General features: G+C 55.6%; 11 protein-coding genes. 4 read left to right on the top strand and 7 right to left on the bottom strand.

Features of this window, described 5'->3' with window-relative positions; translation table 11 throughout:
- Positions 1–50: 50 nt before the first annotated feature.
- A complete protein-coding gene (pepT, locus tag AB5Y47_RS03580) occupies positions 51–1,277 on the bottom strand; it encodes a peptidase T (protein WP_253584630.1) in 1,227 nt (408 codons plus the stop codon).
- 1,025 nt (positions 1,278–2,302) lie between these two features.
- On the opposite strand from pepT, the gene speA reads away from it, so the two are divergent.
- Both speA and AB5Y47_RS03570 read left to right on the top strand, forming a co-directional pair.
- Positions 2,303–4,204: a biosynthetic arginine decarboxylase gene (gene speA, locus AB5Y47_RS03575; protein WP_041212753.1), complete on the top strand. Its 1,902-nt coding sequence runs from the start codon at positions 2,303–2,305 to the stop codon at positions 4,202–4,204.
- A gap of 256 nt (positions 4,205–4,460) precedes the next feature.
- Positions 4,461–4,649 (top strand): hypothetical protein, encoded by a 189-nt coding sequence (locus AB5Y47_RS03570; protein ID WP_043154249.1) that lies wholly within the window; start codon positions 4,461–4,463, stop codon positions 4,647–4,649.
- A 45-nt stretch (positions 4,650–4,694) separates the two neighbouring features.
- Here the strand turns inward: AB5Y47_RS03570 and AB5Y47_RS03565 are convergent, their stop codons facing one another.
- Together AB5Y47_RS03565 and AB5Y47_RS03560 are read right to left on the bottom strand one after the other, a co-directional pair.
- Positions 4,695–4,982, bottom strand: coding sequence for a hypothetical protein (locus AB5Y47_RS03565; RefSeq protein WP_368219845.1), 288 nt, complete (start codon positions 4,980–4,982; stop codon positions 4,695–4,697).
- A 164-nt stretch (positions 4,983–5,146) separates the two neighbouring features.
- Positions 5,147–7,255: a putative bifunctional diguanylate cyclase/phosphodiesterase gene (locus AB5Y47_RS03560; RefSeq protein WP_368219843.1), complete on the bottom strand. Its 2,109-nt coding sequence runs from the start codon at positions 7,253–7,255 to the stop codon at positions 5,147–5,149.
- Positions 7,256–7,705: 450 nt separating this feature from the next.
- Here AB5Y47_RS03560 and AB5Y47_RS03555 point away from each other — a divergent pair, with 450 nt between their 5' ends.
- On the top strand, positions 7,706–8,293 hold the full coding sequence (locus AB5Y47_RS03555) for a histidine phosphatase family protein (RefSeq protein ID WP_069784867.1): 588 nt from the start codon (positions 7,706–7,708) through the stop codon (positions 8,291–8,293).
- A gap of 84 nt (positions 8,294–8,377) precedes the next feature.
- Here the strand turns inward: AB5Y47_RS03555 and AB5Y47_RS03550 are convergent, their stop codons facing one another.
- Entirely contained in the window at positions 8,378–8,836 is a 459-nt protein-coding gene (locus AB5Y47_RS03550) for a very short patch repair endonuclease (RefSeq protein ID WP_125117160.1), read from the bottom strand.
- Positions 8,837–8,904: 68 nt separating this feature from the next.
- Between AB5Y47_RS03550 and AB5Y47_RS03545 the strand changes: the two genes are divergently transcribed.
- Complete coding sequence (locus tag AB5Y47_RS03545) at positions 8,905–10,485, top strand: DNA cytosine methyltransferase (protein ID WP_368219841.1); 1,581 nt, start codon at positions 8,905–8,907, stop codon at positions 10,483–10,485.
- Between the two features lie 116 nt (positions 10,486–10,601).
- On the opposite strand, the gene AB5Y47_RS03540 is transcribed toward AB5Y47_RS03545, so the two are convergent.
- Genes AB5Y47_RS03540 through AB5Y47_RS03530 form a run of 3 tightly spaced genes read right to left on the bottom strand, consistent with a single transcriptional unit; the run spans position 10,602 to position 14,090 of the window.
- On the bottom strand, positions 10,602–11,360 hold the full coding sequence (locus AB5Y47_RS03540) for a DUF6339 family protein (protein ID WP_081844146.1): 759 nt from the start codon (positions 11,358–11,360) through the stop codon (positions 10,602–10,604).
- 4 nt (positions 11,361–11,364) lie between these two features.
- Entirely contained in the window at positions 11,365–12,192 is an 828-nt protein-coding gene (locus AB5Y47_RS03535; protein ID WP_125117161.1) for a hypothetical protein, read from the bottom strand.
- Positions 12,189–14,090 carry a hypothetical protein gene (locus AB5Y47_RS03530; protein ID WP_368219840.1) on the bottom strand — a complete coding sequence of 634 codons (1,902 nt, stop codon included), beginning with the start codon at positions 14,088–14,090 and terminating at the stop codon, positions 12,189–12,191. The genes AB5Y47_RS03535 and AB5Y47_RS03530 overlap by 4 nt, the downstream gene beginning before the upstream one ends.
- Between the last annotated feature and the right edge of the window lie 680 nt (positions 14,091–14,770).

Below are 14,770 nucleotides of genomic sequence, written 5' to 3'. Positions count from 1 at the left end.
TGTCGGTTGGGTGACGGTTTGATGACGGGGCGAGCCCCGTCCTTGCCCCCTTACTCTGCCCGCCAGGCAGAGGTGAGGCGCACCAGCGCCACCAGGGTGGCGACCGCTTTTTCCATGGATTGCAGGGGGATGAACTCGTGCTTGCCGTGGAAGTTGTGGCCGCCGGTGAACAGGTTCGGGCAGGGCAGCCCCATGAAGGAGAGCCGGGCGCCGTCGGTGCCGCCGCGAATGGGTTTGATCTTGGGCACCACGTCGGCGGCCTCCATGGCGGCTTTGGCCAGCTCGACGATGTGGGGATGGGGCGCTATCTGGCTGCGCATGTTGCGGTAGTTGTCAGCTATTTCCAGGGTGATGCGCGCCCTGGGGGCGTCCAGTTGCAGGGAGGCGACCCGCTCCTTTAGCTGGGCCTTGCGGGCGGCGAAGCAGTCATCGTCGAAGTCGCGGATGAGGTAGTGCAGGGTGGTCTCCTCCACCGTGCCTTCCATCCGGGCCAGGTGGAAGAAGCCCTCATACCCCTGGGTGCACTCCGGGGTCTGCTCGGCGGGCATGGCGGCATGGAAGCGGGCGGCCAGAGTCTGGCTGTTGATCATGCTGCCTTTGGCGGTGCCGGGGTGGACGTTGTTGCCTGTGATGCGCACCGTGGCGCTGGCGGCGTTGAAGTTCTCGCATTCGAGCTCGCCGAGTTCGCCGCCATCCACCGTGTAGGCCCACTTGGCCGGGAAGCGGTCAAGCGGGAAGCGGTCGGCACCGCGCCCTATCTCCTCGTCCGGAGTAAAGCCGACCCAGACATCGCCACGGGGGATCTCGGGGTGAGCCTGCAGGTATTCCACGGCGGTGAGGATCTCGGCGATGCCCGCCTTGTCGTCGGCCCCCAGCAGGGTGGTGCCGTCGGTGGTGATGAGATCCTGCCCCAGGTAGTTTTTCAGAAAGCGGTACTGGCGGATGGCCAGCACCTCGTCCCCTTTGCCAAGGCAGATATCGCCCCCCTGATAGTTCTCGACTATCTGGGGAACGACGCACTCGGCCTCGTAATCGGCGGTGTCCATGTGGGCGATGAGCCCGATGGCGGGGGCATCCGGCTGGTTGCCCGGCAGGCAGGCGGTGAGGTAGCCATGCTCGTCCAGGGTGACCTGGCTCAGCCCCATCTGCGTCATTTCATCGCGCAGGGCCCGGGCGAAGAGGCGCTGTCCCTCGCTGCTGGGGCAGGCAGGATTGGTCGCATCGGAGCGGGTATGAAAGGTGAGGTAGTGGAGAAAGCGCGAAAGCAGGGTGTTCATGGGCAAGCCTCGGGTCACGAAAGAGGAGTCATTGTGGCCAAGACGGCGGCGCCGCTTATTGCGTCAGCGCAGTTTTTGATGACTTTGTGGGGGAGAGGAGGGTCATCGAAGGGGAGGGGCGGGGATCATTGCTCGGCAGTTTGCATAAAAATTCCAAAATAAAAACTGGTTAAGCAATTGCGAAAAAGCTGAATTTCCCCTCGGCCCAGCGCTGGCAAGGGGTGACCCAAAAAGCGTGACGTGTTGGTTATTTTCATCGCCTCGCCCACGCACTCTCATCCCCCGCCATCCCAGAGCCCGCCTTGCTGGCAGCGAGATTTTGCCCCCCGATGAAAACCCGTTTTTTAACACGATTTTTTATTGTCACTGGCTGCGGTAAGTGTGTACACTCCGCGCCGATCCAAGGGCAACCCTGCGCAGGCCGCGTCCGCCAGACCCGCAGGATCATGACGCCTATAGGGCGAGGCACGCAGAAACGACAGACACTGCTGGGGAATGGTTTCTTTAATACCGGTTAGGCTCCGGTATCAGGGAGAACAACGGACTCTCATCTTTCAGCTGACCGAGTGGGCTTCGGGCTCATCATCTCCCTTGTCATGGGCGGTCACTGGTGTTGAGCGGGTCGTAGTGGTTGTCGTCCATCAACACGATGCGTGCTGACGTCTTCCCTTCTCTTCCTTGAAACCCTCTCCTGTCCGTCGGGATGGCTGCCGAATGATGAACAAACGGCGTGGCTGATGCCGATTGTCATCAAAGTACCGCGGTACGCCGGCAAGGTGTTACCGCATACCGTTGAGCTTGATGTAAAGCCACCAGCCCCACATCAAGACTCGTTACTTCCCAAGATCCACCAGGCAGCCTTGGCTTGCCGCGATGTGCAATGAACAGGATGTGGCGGAGCATGCTCCGTTGCGGGTCCAACGTCAGCAGGCCGCTCTGGCTTGCCGCATTTTGCAATCAATGGTCTGGATGTGATTGAGGGTAACGAAGGCGGCCCACGGCCGCTCATTTGCGAGGCATAGCCCATGACTAACTGGTCCAGCAAGGACTCCTTGAAGGTCTACAACGTTCCCTACTGGGGTGCGGGTTTTTTCAATATCAATGACGCCGGTCATGTGACCGTCTCTCCCGACAAGTCTCGCCCCGAGGCTCAGATCGTGCTGTCCGAGGCCATCGAGCAACTGCGCCAGTCCGGGCTGACCACGCCGGTGTTGCTGCGTTTCCCCGACATCCTCAAGAGCCGGGTCGATGCGCTGTTCAACGCCTTCGGTCAGGCCATCGAAAAGTCAGGCTATGAAGGGGATTACCTGTGCGTTTACCCGATCAAGGTAAACCAGCAGCGCCGCGTCATCGAGACCATCAGTCAGTCCTACAGCGACAAGCCGAGGCTTGGGCTGGAAGCGGGCTCCAAGCCCGAGTTGCTGGCCGTGCTGTCCCATCATCATGAGCAAGGGTCCGTGATCGTCTGCAACGGTTACAAGGACCGCGAATACATCCGCCACGCCCTCCTGGGCAACCTGATGGGCCACAAGGTCTACATCGTGGTGGAGAAGCCCTCCGAGCTGGAAATGGTGCTCGACGAGTCCGCTCGTCTCAACATCAAGCCCAACATCGGGGTGCGCGCCCGTCTGGCGTCCACCGGCTCCGGCATGTGGGAATCGAGCGGCGGTTCCATGTCCAAGTTCGGTCTCTCTGCCTCCCAGATCCTGGCGCTGGTGGAGCGTCTGCGCAGCCTCGGCAAGCTGGACTGCCTGCAACTGCTGCACTTCCATCTGGGTTCCCAGATCGCCAACATCCGCGACATCCAGGGCGGCATCCGCGAGTGCGGCCGCTTCTACGCCGAGCTGTGCCGTCTTGGCGCCAAGGTCGAGGTGGTGGACGTGGGCGGCGGCCTCGGGGTGGACTATGAGGGCACCCGTTCCCAGAGCCACTGCTCCGCGAACTACAGCCTCTCCGAGTACGCCAACAACGTGGTCTGGGGCATCGGCGATGTGTGCCGCGAGTTCGACCTGCCGCACCCGACCATCATCAGCGAGTCCGGCCGTGCCCTGACTGCGCACCACGCCGTGCTGGTCACCAATATCATTGGTGCCGAAGGGGTGGAGGTGAACGACATCAGCGCCCCGGACGAGGACGCGCCCACCATCTTGCAGAACATGTGGAAAGGGTGGCTGGACCTGCGCGGGGAAGATCCCTCTCTGCTGGAGATCTTCCACGACTCCGTGGCGGATCTCGGTGACGTCAACGCCCAGTACACCATGGGCCTCTTGAACCTGGAGCAACGTGCCTGGGCCGAGATGCTGCACCAGAACACCTGTCTGGCGCTCAAGGAGCTGCTCAACCCGGTCAACCGCAACCACCGCGCCCTGGCCGACGAGCTCTCCGAGAAACTGGCGGACAAGTGCTTTGCCAACTTCTCCCTGTTCCAGTCCCTGCCGGATGCCTGGGGTATCGGTCAGGTGTTTCCGGTGATGCCGCTGGCCGGCCTCGAGCGTCCGCTCACCCGCCGCGGCATCCTGATGGACATCACCTGCGACTCCGACGGTCAGGTGGAGCACTACGTCGACGGTCTGGGGGTCGAGAGCACCCTGCCGATGCCGGTCTACGGTGAAGACGAAGAGTGCCACGTCGGCTTCTTCCTGGTGGGTGCCTATCAGGAGATCCTGGGGGATCTGCACAACCTGTTTGGTGACACCCACTGCGCGGAAGTGTGGCTGGATGAAGAAGGCAAGATGGACATCCGCAACGTGGTGCGTGGCGACACCGTCGACCAGCTGCTGCGTTACGTCAACATCGACCCGTCCGTGATCCGCGAGAACTACCAGCGCATCGTCTCCCACCCGGCGCTGGACGACGAGACCCGCAAGGCCCTGCTCGACGAGCTGGAGCTGGGTCTGCAAGGCTACGCCTACCTGGAAGACGAATAAGCCAGCGGCTTGTTCCCCGTCGGTCAAATGACGGACATGAAAAACGGCGCCTTCGGGCGCCGTTTTTGTTGCGCTGTTGCCTGGCTGGGGCCGGTTGGTGGGCTCTGTCATCCGGGCTGGCGACATCCGGCCCCGGCCAGATCCGGCCACTGCCCGCTTCTGCCCGCCACCTCCCTTGATCCAGGTCAAGGGGGACTCGGGCCGCTTATTTTACGGTCAAGGGTGATGTTGGTGAATGACACATAAGGATGTGCGTATGGAGCTCAAGAAGGACCCGAGATGCTATACCGACGTCTGTATCGACGGTAAGTGGTATCACTACGATCACTGCAGCACTCACGTTTATATGCTGATGGGGGGCGCCGCCCCCAGCCTGCAGCTTGCCCATGAACCCGGCAGTGAAGAGGAGCTGGTGGAGATGCTCCGCCAGCACCCCCAACGCTGACTGCCTGCGGGCCATCGGGGGTATCGCCCCGGCGGCCCGCCTTGCTCAGCCCGCCTTGCGGCCCAGGATCTTCTTGCCCATCTCCAGCAAGGCCGTTGCCGCCGCATAGGCCTCGTCTGACTTGCCTATCTCGTCCGCCACGTAGAGAAAGCCGGATCTGTACTTCTCCACCGCCTCGCGGGGAGTGGCCGCGTCGATGAAATCCTCTTCCACCTCGAACCCTTGCGTCAGCAGCGCCTCCTTCTCCGTGAGGAAAGTGGGGGAGGCCATGTCGACATAGGTATATTGCTGACGGCGGGAGGCGGGGACGCTGAAGAACTGGTATATGGCCATGGATGTGGCTCCTCTGAACGGGTGATCTGCCATGGGGGTCGCTCGATGCACTCGGTAAGATAAAGGGGCATTCGAGTCTTGCAGCAGACTACCTTGAGTCGTGAAGGGACGCAATCGGGCTGGTGATGACCCTGGCGACATGGGCGCAGCGCCTCACCTGCTTGTCAGGCAAGCACACCTTCCAGCACCTGTTGGGGAGTCTCGGGAGCGCAGTGGACAAGCAGTTGCTCCCCGGTCATGGGGCGCCCGAGCAGGTAGCCCTGCAAGGTGTCGCAGCCCAGCTCGGTCAGCAGGTCGCGCTGCTCCGGGGTTTCCACCCCCTCTGCCACGATGCGCATCTCCAGGGCCTGACCCAGGGCGATGATGGCGGCGATGATGGTGGCATCGTCGCCTCCCCGCTCCAGGGTAGTGACAAAGCCCCGGTCAATCTTGAGCTCGTTGGCGGGGAAGCGCTTGAGGTAGAGCAGGCTGGAGTAGCCGGTGCCGAAGTCGTCGATGGAGATGCCAAGGCCGAGCTCGGCCAGACGGTTGAGGATGGCGAGGCTCTCCTCGGCCTTCTGCATGGCGGTGGATTCGGTGATCTCCAGGGTCAGGTGACGGGCCTCGAGCCGATGGCGGGCGAGGGCGCCCTGCACCTCCTCCAGCAACCCGGGGCTGGCGAGCTGGATGGTGGAGAGATTGACCGCCACGCTCCAGTCGTGATGACCCGCCGCCCGCCAGGCGCTCATCTGGCGGCACGCCTCGTCGATGACCCAGTTGCCGATGGGGATGATGAGCCGGCTCTTCTCCGCCAGCGGCAGGAAGCTGGCCGGCGAGACGGCACCATGCTCCGGGTGCTGCCAGCGCAGCAGGGCCTCGGCGCCGACCACCTGGCCGCTGCGGGCACAGTATTTGGGCTGGTAGTGCAGGGCCAGCTCCCCCCGCTCCAGGGCATGTTGCAGCTCCTTGTGCAGCAGGAACTGCTGGTGGGCGTTGGCGTTCATGGCGCTGTCGAAGTAGTAGTAGTCGTTGCGCCCCTGCTCCTTGGCGTAATACATGGCGGCATCGGCGTTGAGGGTCAGCTCGTGCAGGCTGGTACCATCCTGGGGATAGACGGCAATGCCGATGCTGGCGGTGATGTGCAGGCTGTGGTGCTCCCACTCATAGGGCTGGGCCAGGGTGGCCAGCAGCCGCTCGGCAAAGGCCGTGGTCTGGCTCACATCCCCCGGCGCCAGTGCCAGCACGAACTCGTCCCCGCCAAAGCGCGAGGCGGTGTCGCTGGCTCCGAGCAGGCCGGTGATGCGCTGGGCCACCTCGGCCAGCAGCAGATCCCCGGTGTGGTGGCCGTGGGCATCGTTGATGATCTTGAAGCCGTCGAGATCGAGAAACAGCAGGGAGAAGCTGCGCTGGCTGTGCTGGCACTCCTGGATGCGCTGCTCCAGCCGGTCGGCAAACAGCAGCCGGTTCGGCAGCCGGGTCAGGCTGTCATGGAGCGCCAGCTTGAGCAGCTCGTCGTGGGCCTGGTGCAGGGAGGTGGAGAGCCTGGCGGCGTGGGCATCCAGCATGGAGAGCACGAAGGCGATGGCGAACACCGCCAGGGTCACGATGATGACCACGGTTGCCAGCCACTGGGTATTGAGACCGGTGTAGAGGGCCCCGCACAGGCTCTCTGCGGGGAACTGGGCCGCCGCCATGCCGGTGTAGTGCATGCCGATGATGGCCGCCCCCATCACCAGGGAGGCGAGGGCCTTGCTGAAGAAGGCGCGGGGCGAGCTGTTGCGCAGGCGAAACGCTATCCAGAGCGCGGCACCCGAGGCGAATACCGCGATGAGGATGGAGAGGATGAAAAGCCCAGGCTGGTAGTGGATGCCGGGCGCTATCTTCATGGCCGCCATGCCGATGTAGTGCATGGTGGCGATGCCGGCCCCCATCAGCACGGCCCCGAACAGGATCTGGTGCCAGGGGAGCTGGGGGCGACTCACCAGCCAGAGCGCAAAAGCCGAGGAGCCGATGGCCGCCACCAGGGAGAGACCGGTGAGGGTCAGGTCGTATCCCAGCGCGATGGGCAGGTTGAAGGCGAGCATGCCGATAAAATGCATGGACCAGATGCCGAGCCCCATGGCGAAGGCTCCCCCCGCTAGCCAGAGCACGGCGGCCCGTCCCCGGCTCTGGCTCACCCGGCTGGTCATGGTCAGCGCCGTGTAGGAGGCGAGCACCGCCACCAGGATGGAGAAGAACACCAGATCCTGGCTGTAATAACTGTCGAGCATGGGGTGGGTTGGGGTCACGTTCATTTACTCTGGGGTACATCAGGGCCTGAGCCTGGGCCGGGTCAGGGGAAATCGGGTGGCAGATTGTACACCAGGCGTCCATGTCGTGAGCCAGAGATACGTACCAAAATGGCCCCCGGATCAGAGCAAAAACTCTGTCTTTTCTGGCTTTGGCCGCCATCCTGTGACCGATAAACCGGCACATCCCCATTTTATTCCGTCTGAACAACAAGATAGGGGAGCATGGGGCGCTTGCCACGGCGCTGGCGGGCCCGAGGCGAAGGCGTGTGGTATGCGCACAAGGCGCCTGTGCGATAAAGGCGCGCAGCCCCTGTTGCCCTTTCACGTATAGCCGCAGGCCATGCGCTCAAGGAGTCAGCACAAGCCTGCATCCTCCGGGTCTTGGTTGACCCGGTACATCTGTTATCATCTTCCCCCTGTTTTTCTTATCTCATTGACTCTGCTGGAGAAACCATGTCTCGAACCCTCTATTTGCTGCGCCATGGCCAGACCCGTTACAACGCCGAATTGCGGTTGCAGGGGCGTTGCAACTCCGAGCTGACCCCCAGGGGAGAAGCCCAGGCCCTCGCCATGGGGGCCCGTCTGGCCAAGCTCCTGACCGAGCCCACCGACTGGACGATCTACGCCAGCCCCCTCGGCCGGGCACGGCAGACGGCGGAGCGGGTGTGTCAGCAGCTTGGCTTGGACCAGGAGCGCATCATCTGGGACGAGCGGCTGGTGGAGCTAGGGATGGGGGAGTGGGAGAGTCGCCGGGTGCCCGAGCTGCTGGCGGCCCACCCCGAGCTGGATCTGGAGGAGCCGGACTGGTATCTGCGGGCTCCCCATGGTGAGAGTTTTGAGAGCATTCAGCGCCGGGCCCGGCAATGGCTTGAGGACGAGCACATTGCCGAGCAGGCCATCGTGGTTTCTCACGGTCTCTTTGGCGCCATGCTGCGCGGTGCCTATGTGGATCTGGACTACACCACCACCTGGCTTCAGGAGCTGCCGCAGGATGCCTTCTTCAAACTGAGCGGTGGCCGCATAGAACGGATTGCCTGCTGACCACACGAAGGCGGCCCGCCGTGGGGGCCGCTTTTGAGCGCAAGGAGATTTTCGAGAAGCTGATAAGGGGCTTGATGCATCCTGTCAGACAACTCTTTCGTTTGGATCGTCAGGCCAGCTCAATGATGTTGTAGTCCCCCTGATGATGGGCGGCAGCCACTCCAGAGTGGTCTCATCCATTCCTTTCAAGCCGCATTCCCATATCTGGAATACTCTCCAACCTGCCTGGCTCAGCATGTATTCCACTTTTTCATCGCGAATCGTGTTGGCCGTAAACTTCTGCAGCCAGAATACGGTGTTGCTCTTTGGAGTGGCGGCATATGAACAATTGAGGTGACGATGCCAGAAGCAGCCATGAACGAAAATACAGAGTCGATAGCGTGGCAGAACGATGTCTGGCGTGCCGGGAAGATCTTTCACGTGCAATCTGAAACGAAAACCCCGGGCGTGGAGGTATTTGCGCAGCAGAACTTCGGGGCGGGTATTCTTGCCCCTGATGCCTGACATCATCACGGAACGGGTTGATGCATCAACAACATCCATGCTTTCGCTTCCTAGAAGTCATGCTTCCTGGTATCTTTACGGCCTGATCAAAAACACAGTAATTCGACATGAACATTTTTTCACCACCCATCCCCGTCGTCGACCTTTTTGCCGGTCCAGGCGGGTTGGGTGAGGGCTTCTCCTCTCTCAATGATGGCAAGGCATTCGAGATCCAGGTTTCTGCAGAGAGGGATCCTGTCGCCCATCAGACATTGAAACTTCGTGCATTCTACCGGTTGCTCAAGAATCACAGGCCCGAGTTCATTCAGGACTATTACCAGTTCTGCAATGGTGATGCAGATAATCCGTTCACGGAAAACACCATCGATCTCTGGGCAAAAGCGGAGGAAGAGGCGCTGTGTCTGGAGATCGGCAGCGAAGAAGGCAACCAAAGGCTTGATCAGGCGATAGCCAAGGCTTTTGAAAACAAGAGTGAATCACTGCCCTGGGTGTTGATTGGCGGCCCTCCCTGTCAGGCCTATTCCATTGCCGGACGTTCAAGGAACAAAGGCAAATTGGATTACAAGCCGGAAGAGGATCATCGTCATTTCCTCTATAAAGAGTATCTGCGGATTATCCAGAAGAATCGCCCAGATATTTTTGTCATGGAGAATGTCAAGGGGATATTGTCCTCAAAGATAAATGGAGACTTTATTTTTCATCAAATTCTCCGTGACTTGGCCAGTCCCAATGTGGCCTTGGATATGCCTGATGACGGTCTCAGATACAAAATAGTCTCCTTGGTAAATGACGAAGTATTCCAGGATGGTGATGACCCCAAATTGCTCGATGCCAAGAAGTTCATCATTCAGGCCGAAGAGTATGGAATTCCGCAGGCCCGTCACCGTGTGATACTTCTGGGCATTCGCAGTGATCGTGCTGAGCTTCGAGAACTGCCAAAGCTGTCAAAGTCAGATACAGTAACGGTCAAACAGGTCATCGGGAATATGCCTGCATTGCGAAGCAAGCTCAGCAAGCAGAGTGATTCATACCTGAATTGGGAATCTTCGGTCAGAGAAGAGCTGATGTCGCTTAGCGTGTCTGCACAAATGGGACCGAAGGATATAATGCCTCTTTCAGCAAGATTGATTGCAGCAGCAGAGCATTTGAATGCACAAGAAACAGGTGGACTGCGCTGGACTAAATCTGATGAGCTAGAAGGTTGCACTGGAATTAGTGAGTTAGACAGTTGGTATTCTGATCCCAATCTTGATATCTGGTTGAATCATGAAACGAGGGGACATCGAATCGATGATCTGGGGCGTTATGGATATGCGGCATGTTTTTCAGAAGAGTATTCCCGTTCACCCAAAGGCCATACTGATTTTTGCCTACCAGGGCTTGCTCCGGATCACAAAAACTGGGAATCAGGCCAGTTCTCTGACAGGTTCAGGGTGCAACTGGCGGATGCTCCGTCTACTACCATAACCAGTCATATTGCGAAAGATGGGCATTATTTCATCCATTACGATCCAAAACAGTGCCGCAGCTTGACAGTAAGAGAAGCCGCACGTTTGCAGACATTCCCTGACAACTACTTCTTCCATGGAGGAAGAACACAGCAGTATCATCAGGTCGGGAATGCGGTCCCCCCTTTGCTTGCAAAGAAAATAGCAAAACTGGTCTTTAATATTTTATTATCCACTTGAACTTTATTTTTTATAAATAAAATCACATAACCAATATGACTTTATAAAATCGAAGCAAGAGTGAATTATAATGCTTGCTTCGATTTTAAAATATATGCGTAATCTCAATTCCTAAATCATCTTGAGTCTATCGAGATCATTCTAGCCTTTTCGGCGTATCTACTAAGAATACAATCTACATCATAATCAGAAATTGCTTCAAATAAAATCCCGCCGGCATCTCTATTCATTTCTTTTATAAACTCACGAAAAGCATTTTCAGAGGAAGTGATCCATGGAATAGATCGCATTGCGCGCACTATTGCCCGTGTAAGGGGTTGTCGTGATGCAATATTTGGGCGCTCAACAATAGCTTGACGAATATCGGCAGTTTTGAGTATATAGTGAAGTGCATCCACCGGATCTTCTGGATCTGCAATAGTTGCAACGTGCATATTCCACCATAACCTAGAAATAGCGTTATCATCGCGAATTCCGGTACGTCCTTCAGCAAAAAAATGGTCCAGAACAGCTTTGTCTAGGCTATCGCCTTCAGCTTTTTTTATCCATCTGTCACGGCTATATTCCAAGCACTCAACATGAGTTAGTCTCAACCATATACGTTCTTCTCTTGCCAATGCAGGGGTCATGCCTTGGAGCGATTTATGAACGATCAAGGAGTTTTTTATATCTGCCTCAGCCGTTCGATCTGTACCATCCAAACTTTCCAGCATATCCAAGTCAATCTGGACCGTATTACTTTCTATTTCCCATCCATTCTCTTTAGCAAGGTCTAAAAAGTTACCGCTAGAGTATCTATCTCGATTGAGTGTGACCTTATCACGAAGATCATTTACAACATCTTGTGACAAGTATTTAAGAGGTATATAAGACATTTCTCTATTCTCCCATTAGCTTACTAAAGTGAGTAATCGGATGTTCTAAAATAATCTGCGCAGCCTCAAGGATTGACATATTCGGCTCTATGCGAACCCCCTTCGCATCGCACTTGGCAAGAAACGGCTGATACCAACGTGAAGACTCATGCTCCTTACTATCACTACGGAGAACGTCGAGCACTTCCATTACCGCGGGCATATATATTGAACTCATTAATATTTCCTGCCAGCTAGACTGAAGTCTAAGCTCACTGAGAGCTTGAAATGTTTTTTCAGAGACTAGCAGGGCAATGTGGTTCCCCGTTACATCAACCTGTAACTCTCCATCGGGAACAGTTTCCTGCTTCACAAGCTTGAAGATGCTCTCAATAGGCGTGAGCTTCGCCTGCCCGACACTGATTATCAGCTCCTCGCCAACGGCAATGATGTCTCCATTATTTAGAGATACAGGAGGTTCGAACTCAGGATGAATAGTTCCGGGATCCCAATCACTCAGGTTTGTTTTCAACCAAACAATCGGACGAAGCGAAACTCGATTCAATAGTTGCCCAGGAGAAAAATCTGTTTTTCCGGTCGGCCAAGCCATTTGCCGGAGATCGCTGAAAAAAGTATCGACGCACTTTATTATGCACCCAACTGACGCCTGATTGTTCTCAATCAGGTTGCGAATTCCTGGCTCGGTAAGAGTTATTGTATGCTCTAAGGCCACGTTATTAGTGGAACGATTCTCTTTGACTTCTATTTCTAGGTTAAATTCACCAACGATAAAATCACCAGTATCAAGTCCAAGTACTGGGTGCGGAAATCTTGTATTCTCAGAGATTCTCATTCCATCATCTCCCCGCAACGTAGCTTGTTAGCGTTTACCTCAATCGGGCCATCATAGGGTTCATCAAACTCAACTAAGAGCAAATTTCGTTCCCCCTCTTTGACATCGAGCAAGATCCTGTTGTTCTTGATGGATGCTCCATCTGCTTTTACGGGATACAAGTTCTCCGGGGTATTTACGCCAGTTGCTTGTAATGTCAATTCGATGCGTCCTGTAACAGGAGAACTAAAGTACAAAGTTCTTGCCTTGGCTGTGCCTCGACTATCTAGGATTATGCGGTTTCGTATATCCGACAAATCGACAGAGGTTCGTATATCTGAAGCTCCTGCATCTCCAGCTTTTCTATCCTCCGGTTGATTGCTACCTCCGCCACTAGGCTTGGCTCTATGCCTGCCCTTGTGTCTACCGGTCTGCTCATCTTCATTGCCATTTCTGCCGGAAGCGCTGGTCTTTTTGGTCTGTACACGTGCTGCCGAGTATGTGTACGTCTCAGGATCACTCTCGTTCGTTGGATCAGGCATTGAATCAGGTTTACCTCTGTAGGCGAAGTGTTTTCCTAGTTCGTCCAACGTTAGTGAATCCTTCTCCGGAACACTCGTAAATACTTTAATCATCTCGCGCAATTTAGTGCCCAAGCTACGCATTGCTTTTTCAGCGACACGACGTCCTGTCGGATCGGCGATACGCTCGGCAGAAAAAGCATTGTGTGCAGGATTCTCCAATTTTTTCAGGACTTTGCCAGCTGCATTATCACACGGCTGTACCAACGCGATGAAATCTGAGCCATTGAACCTCGCAAAAGCATGGCCAAAGTTTCTCAGATTGTCGGTAATAAGCATGCCATTTCGTACGAATCCAACTCGGCGCGGCATGCCAACCTCCATCAGAATTCGGACCTTTATCTTTCCTAGATCAGTGATATCAATTATCTCTTCTGTTGCAGCTTCGGAAACCAAGCACCGGTGCAATTGGCGTGCAAACTCCAATTCGGAAGAATGCCCCGATCTCTCTGCCGTTTCCTCTATTTTCGGATGTGACCACAGTCCCTCAAGTGTATTGCTGTTGATTTTTATTCTTCCCGAATCCACCTCGAATTCCATATCTTCATTCTGAATAGCCACAAAAAAATTGGACACAAGAGAGAATGTCATTCGCTCTGCCCAGTCTTTTGACTCACGAAATCCGACACAGAATATTGAGGTTCCGATCTCCGAACGCCGCATCCATTCTGGAACTTGCGACTCATTGGTAATTGCACGGAAGCCATCTGGGAATCCCCAGTACCCCGTCGCCCGGCGATAATCTTTATTCTTATCCTGATGAGATACCAGTTTCACCTTGCCTTGAGCTGCGAAAACATGTTCATCAAACTCCCCAAGGTAGAGTGTCGAATACATCACTGTTTGCAGGTCGGAAACTGCAAAATTTGCGTTCTTACCGATTCCGTAAGAACCACCCGAGGTTTCGCTATCTTTCTTGCTGACGCCAGATGACTTAAGCAGTGAGTGAAATACTGTACCACTCGTTTCCGGAGGTCCTATCAGCCCCTTGGTATTGAAGTCGGATATCCTCAGGATCGGCAGTCTCTCTTTGGAAATCACTTCACATGCGTTCTTGAAGAATTCCTTTTCTTTCTCTGCATGAGCTTGGTTTAGGCAACAATCCAAAGTCCTCGCAAGCGATGCGTGGAAAGGGAGGTTTACGCGATCTTCCTGCATCAGGTCGAACGTCATACGGACTGGCTTATCATTTTCAAGGCCTGCATCTCGGGAGTTTTGGCCCGCTTCCCTCGCGCAGCTCGCATATGGGTCATCGCGGAAGGTTTCTATGCCAGCGTCGGAAAGCCCTTCTTCCTCACCAGCTTCGTTTTTCAGGAATTCAAGTTCTGGAATGGTCATTTATAGGATACCTCCAAGGATTTTGAGGTGAGAGCGACCTACTGTTTGAAGTCACGACCAGATGCATGCTCAGTTTCGCTGAAACTAGTCTTTTCTTAGTCCCGCTCATTTTTTCGCGCTTTAAATATTTTCTGCACGTCGTCTTGGTGAAGCGGTCAGCACAACGATTGAATTGCTACCCAATCAGCCAGATAACGTTAAGCACACGATTTTCGCGCGACTTGGTAAGCTGCACAAAAATCCGTGTTCTTCCATCCGTTCCTCAGAAATTCTGAGATAGATCACAAATATAAAAGGAAGATCTCTGAGATATTTAGAAAATACTTGGATGGTATCCGGGGATTTTTGCAAAGGCAAGGTGAAGTGCTCTGCTTTCCTAGACACTTTGAGATTTTCCAACTGAGGCCATCGGGAAGTGTATGAGTAAGCTGCAACGTTACATAAACTAATTCAAGCATATGCTTACAAGTTGCTCACCGACCTCCATTCCCATCACCATACGGCTACCTGCTAACGATGTTATCGTTTGCTTGACGTGAAGTAGAAAGCGCCCTATCTGCAAGCAAAATGTGGGTTTTTTAATAATGCTTTTTGCACGCCAGACCACAGTCATAGACGGGCCGGCCGAGTTTGCAGTCAACTCTGTTCTTGCAACCGGCAAGGATGCTGTCTTCTCACCA

The sequence above is a fragment of the Aeromonas sp. R7-2 genome (assembly GCF_040908105.1).
GTDB classification, from domain to species: domain Bacteria; phylum Pseudomonadota; class Gammaproteobacteria; order Enterobacterales; family Aeromonadaceae; genus Aeromonas; species Aeromonas caviae.
The sequence above is the reverse complement of the archived record's forward strand: the minus strand, read 5'-3'. Positions and strand labels throughout refer to the sequence as shown.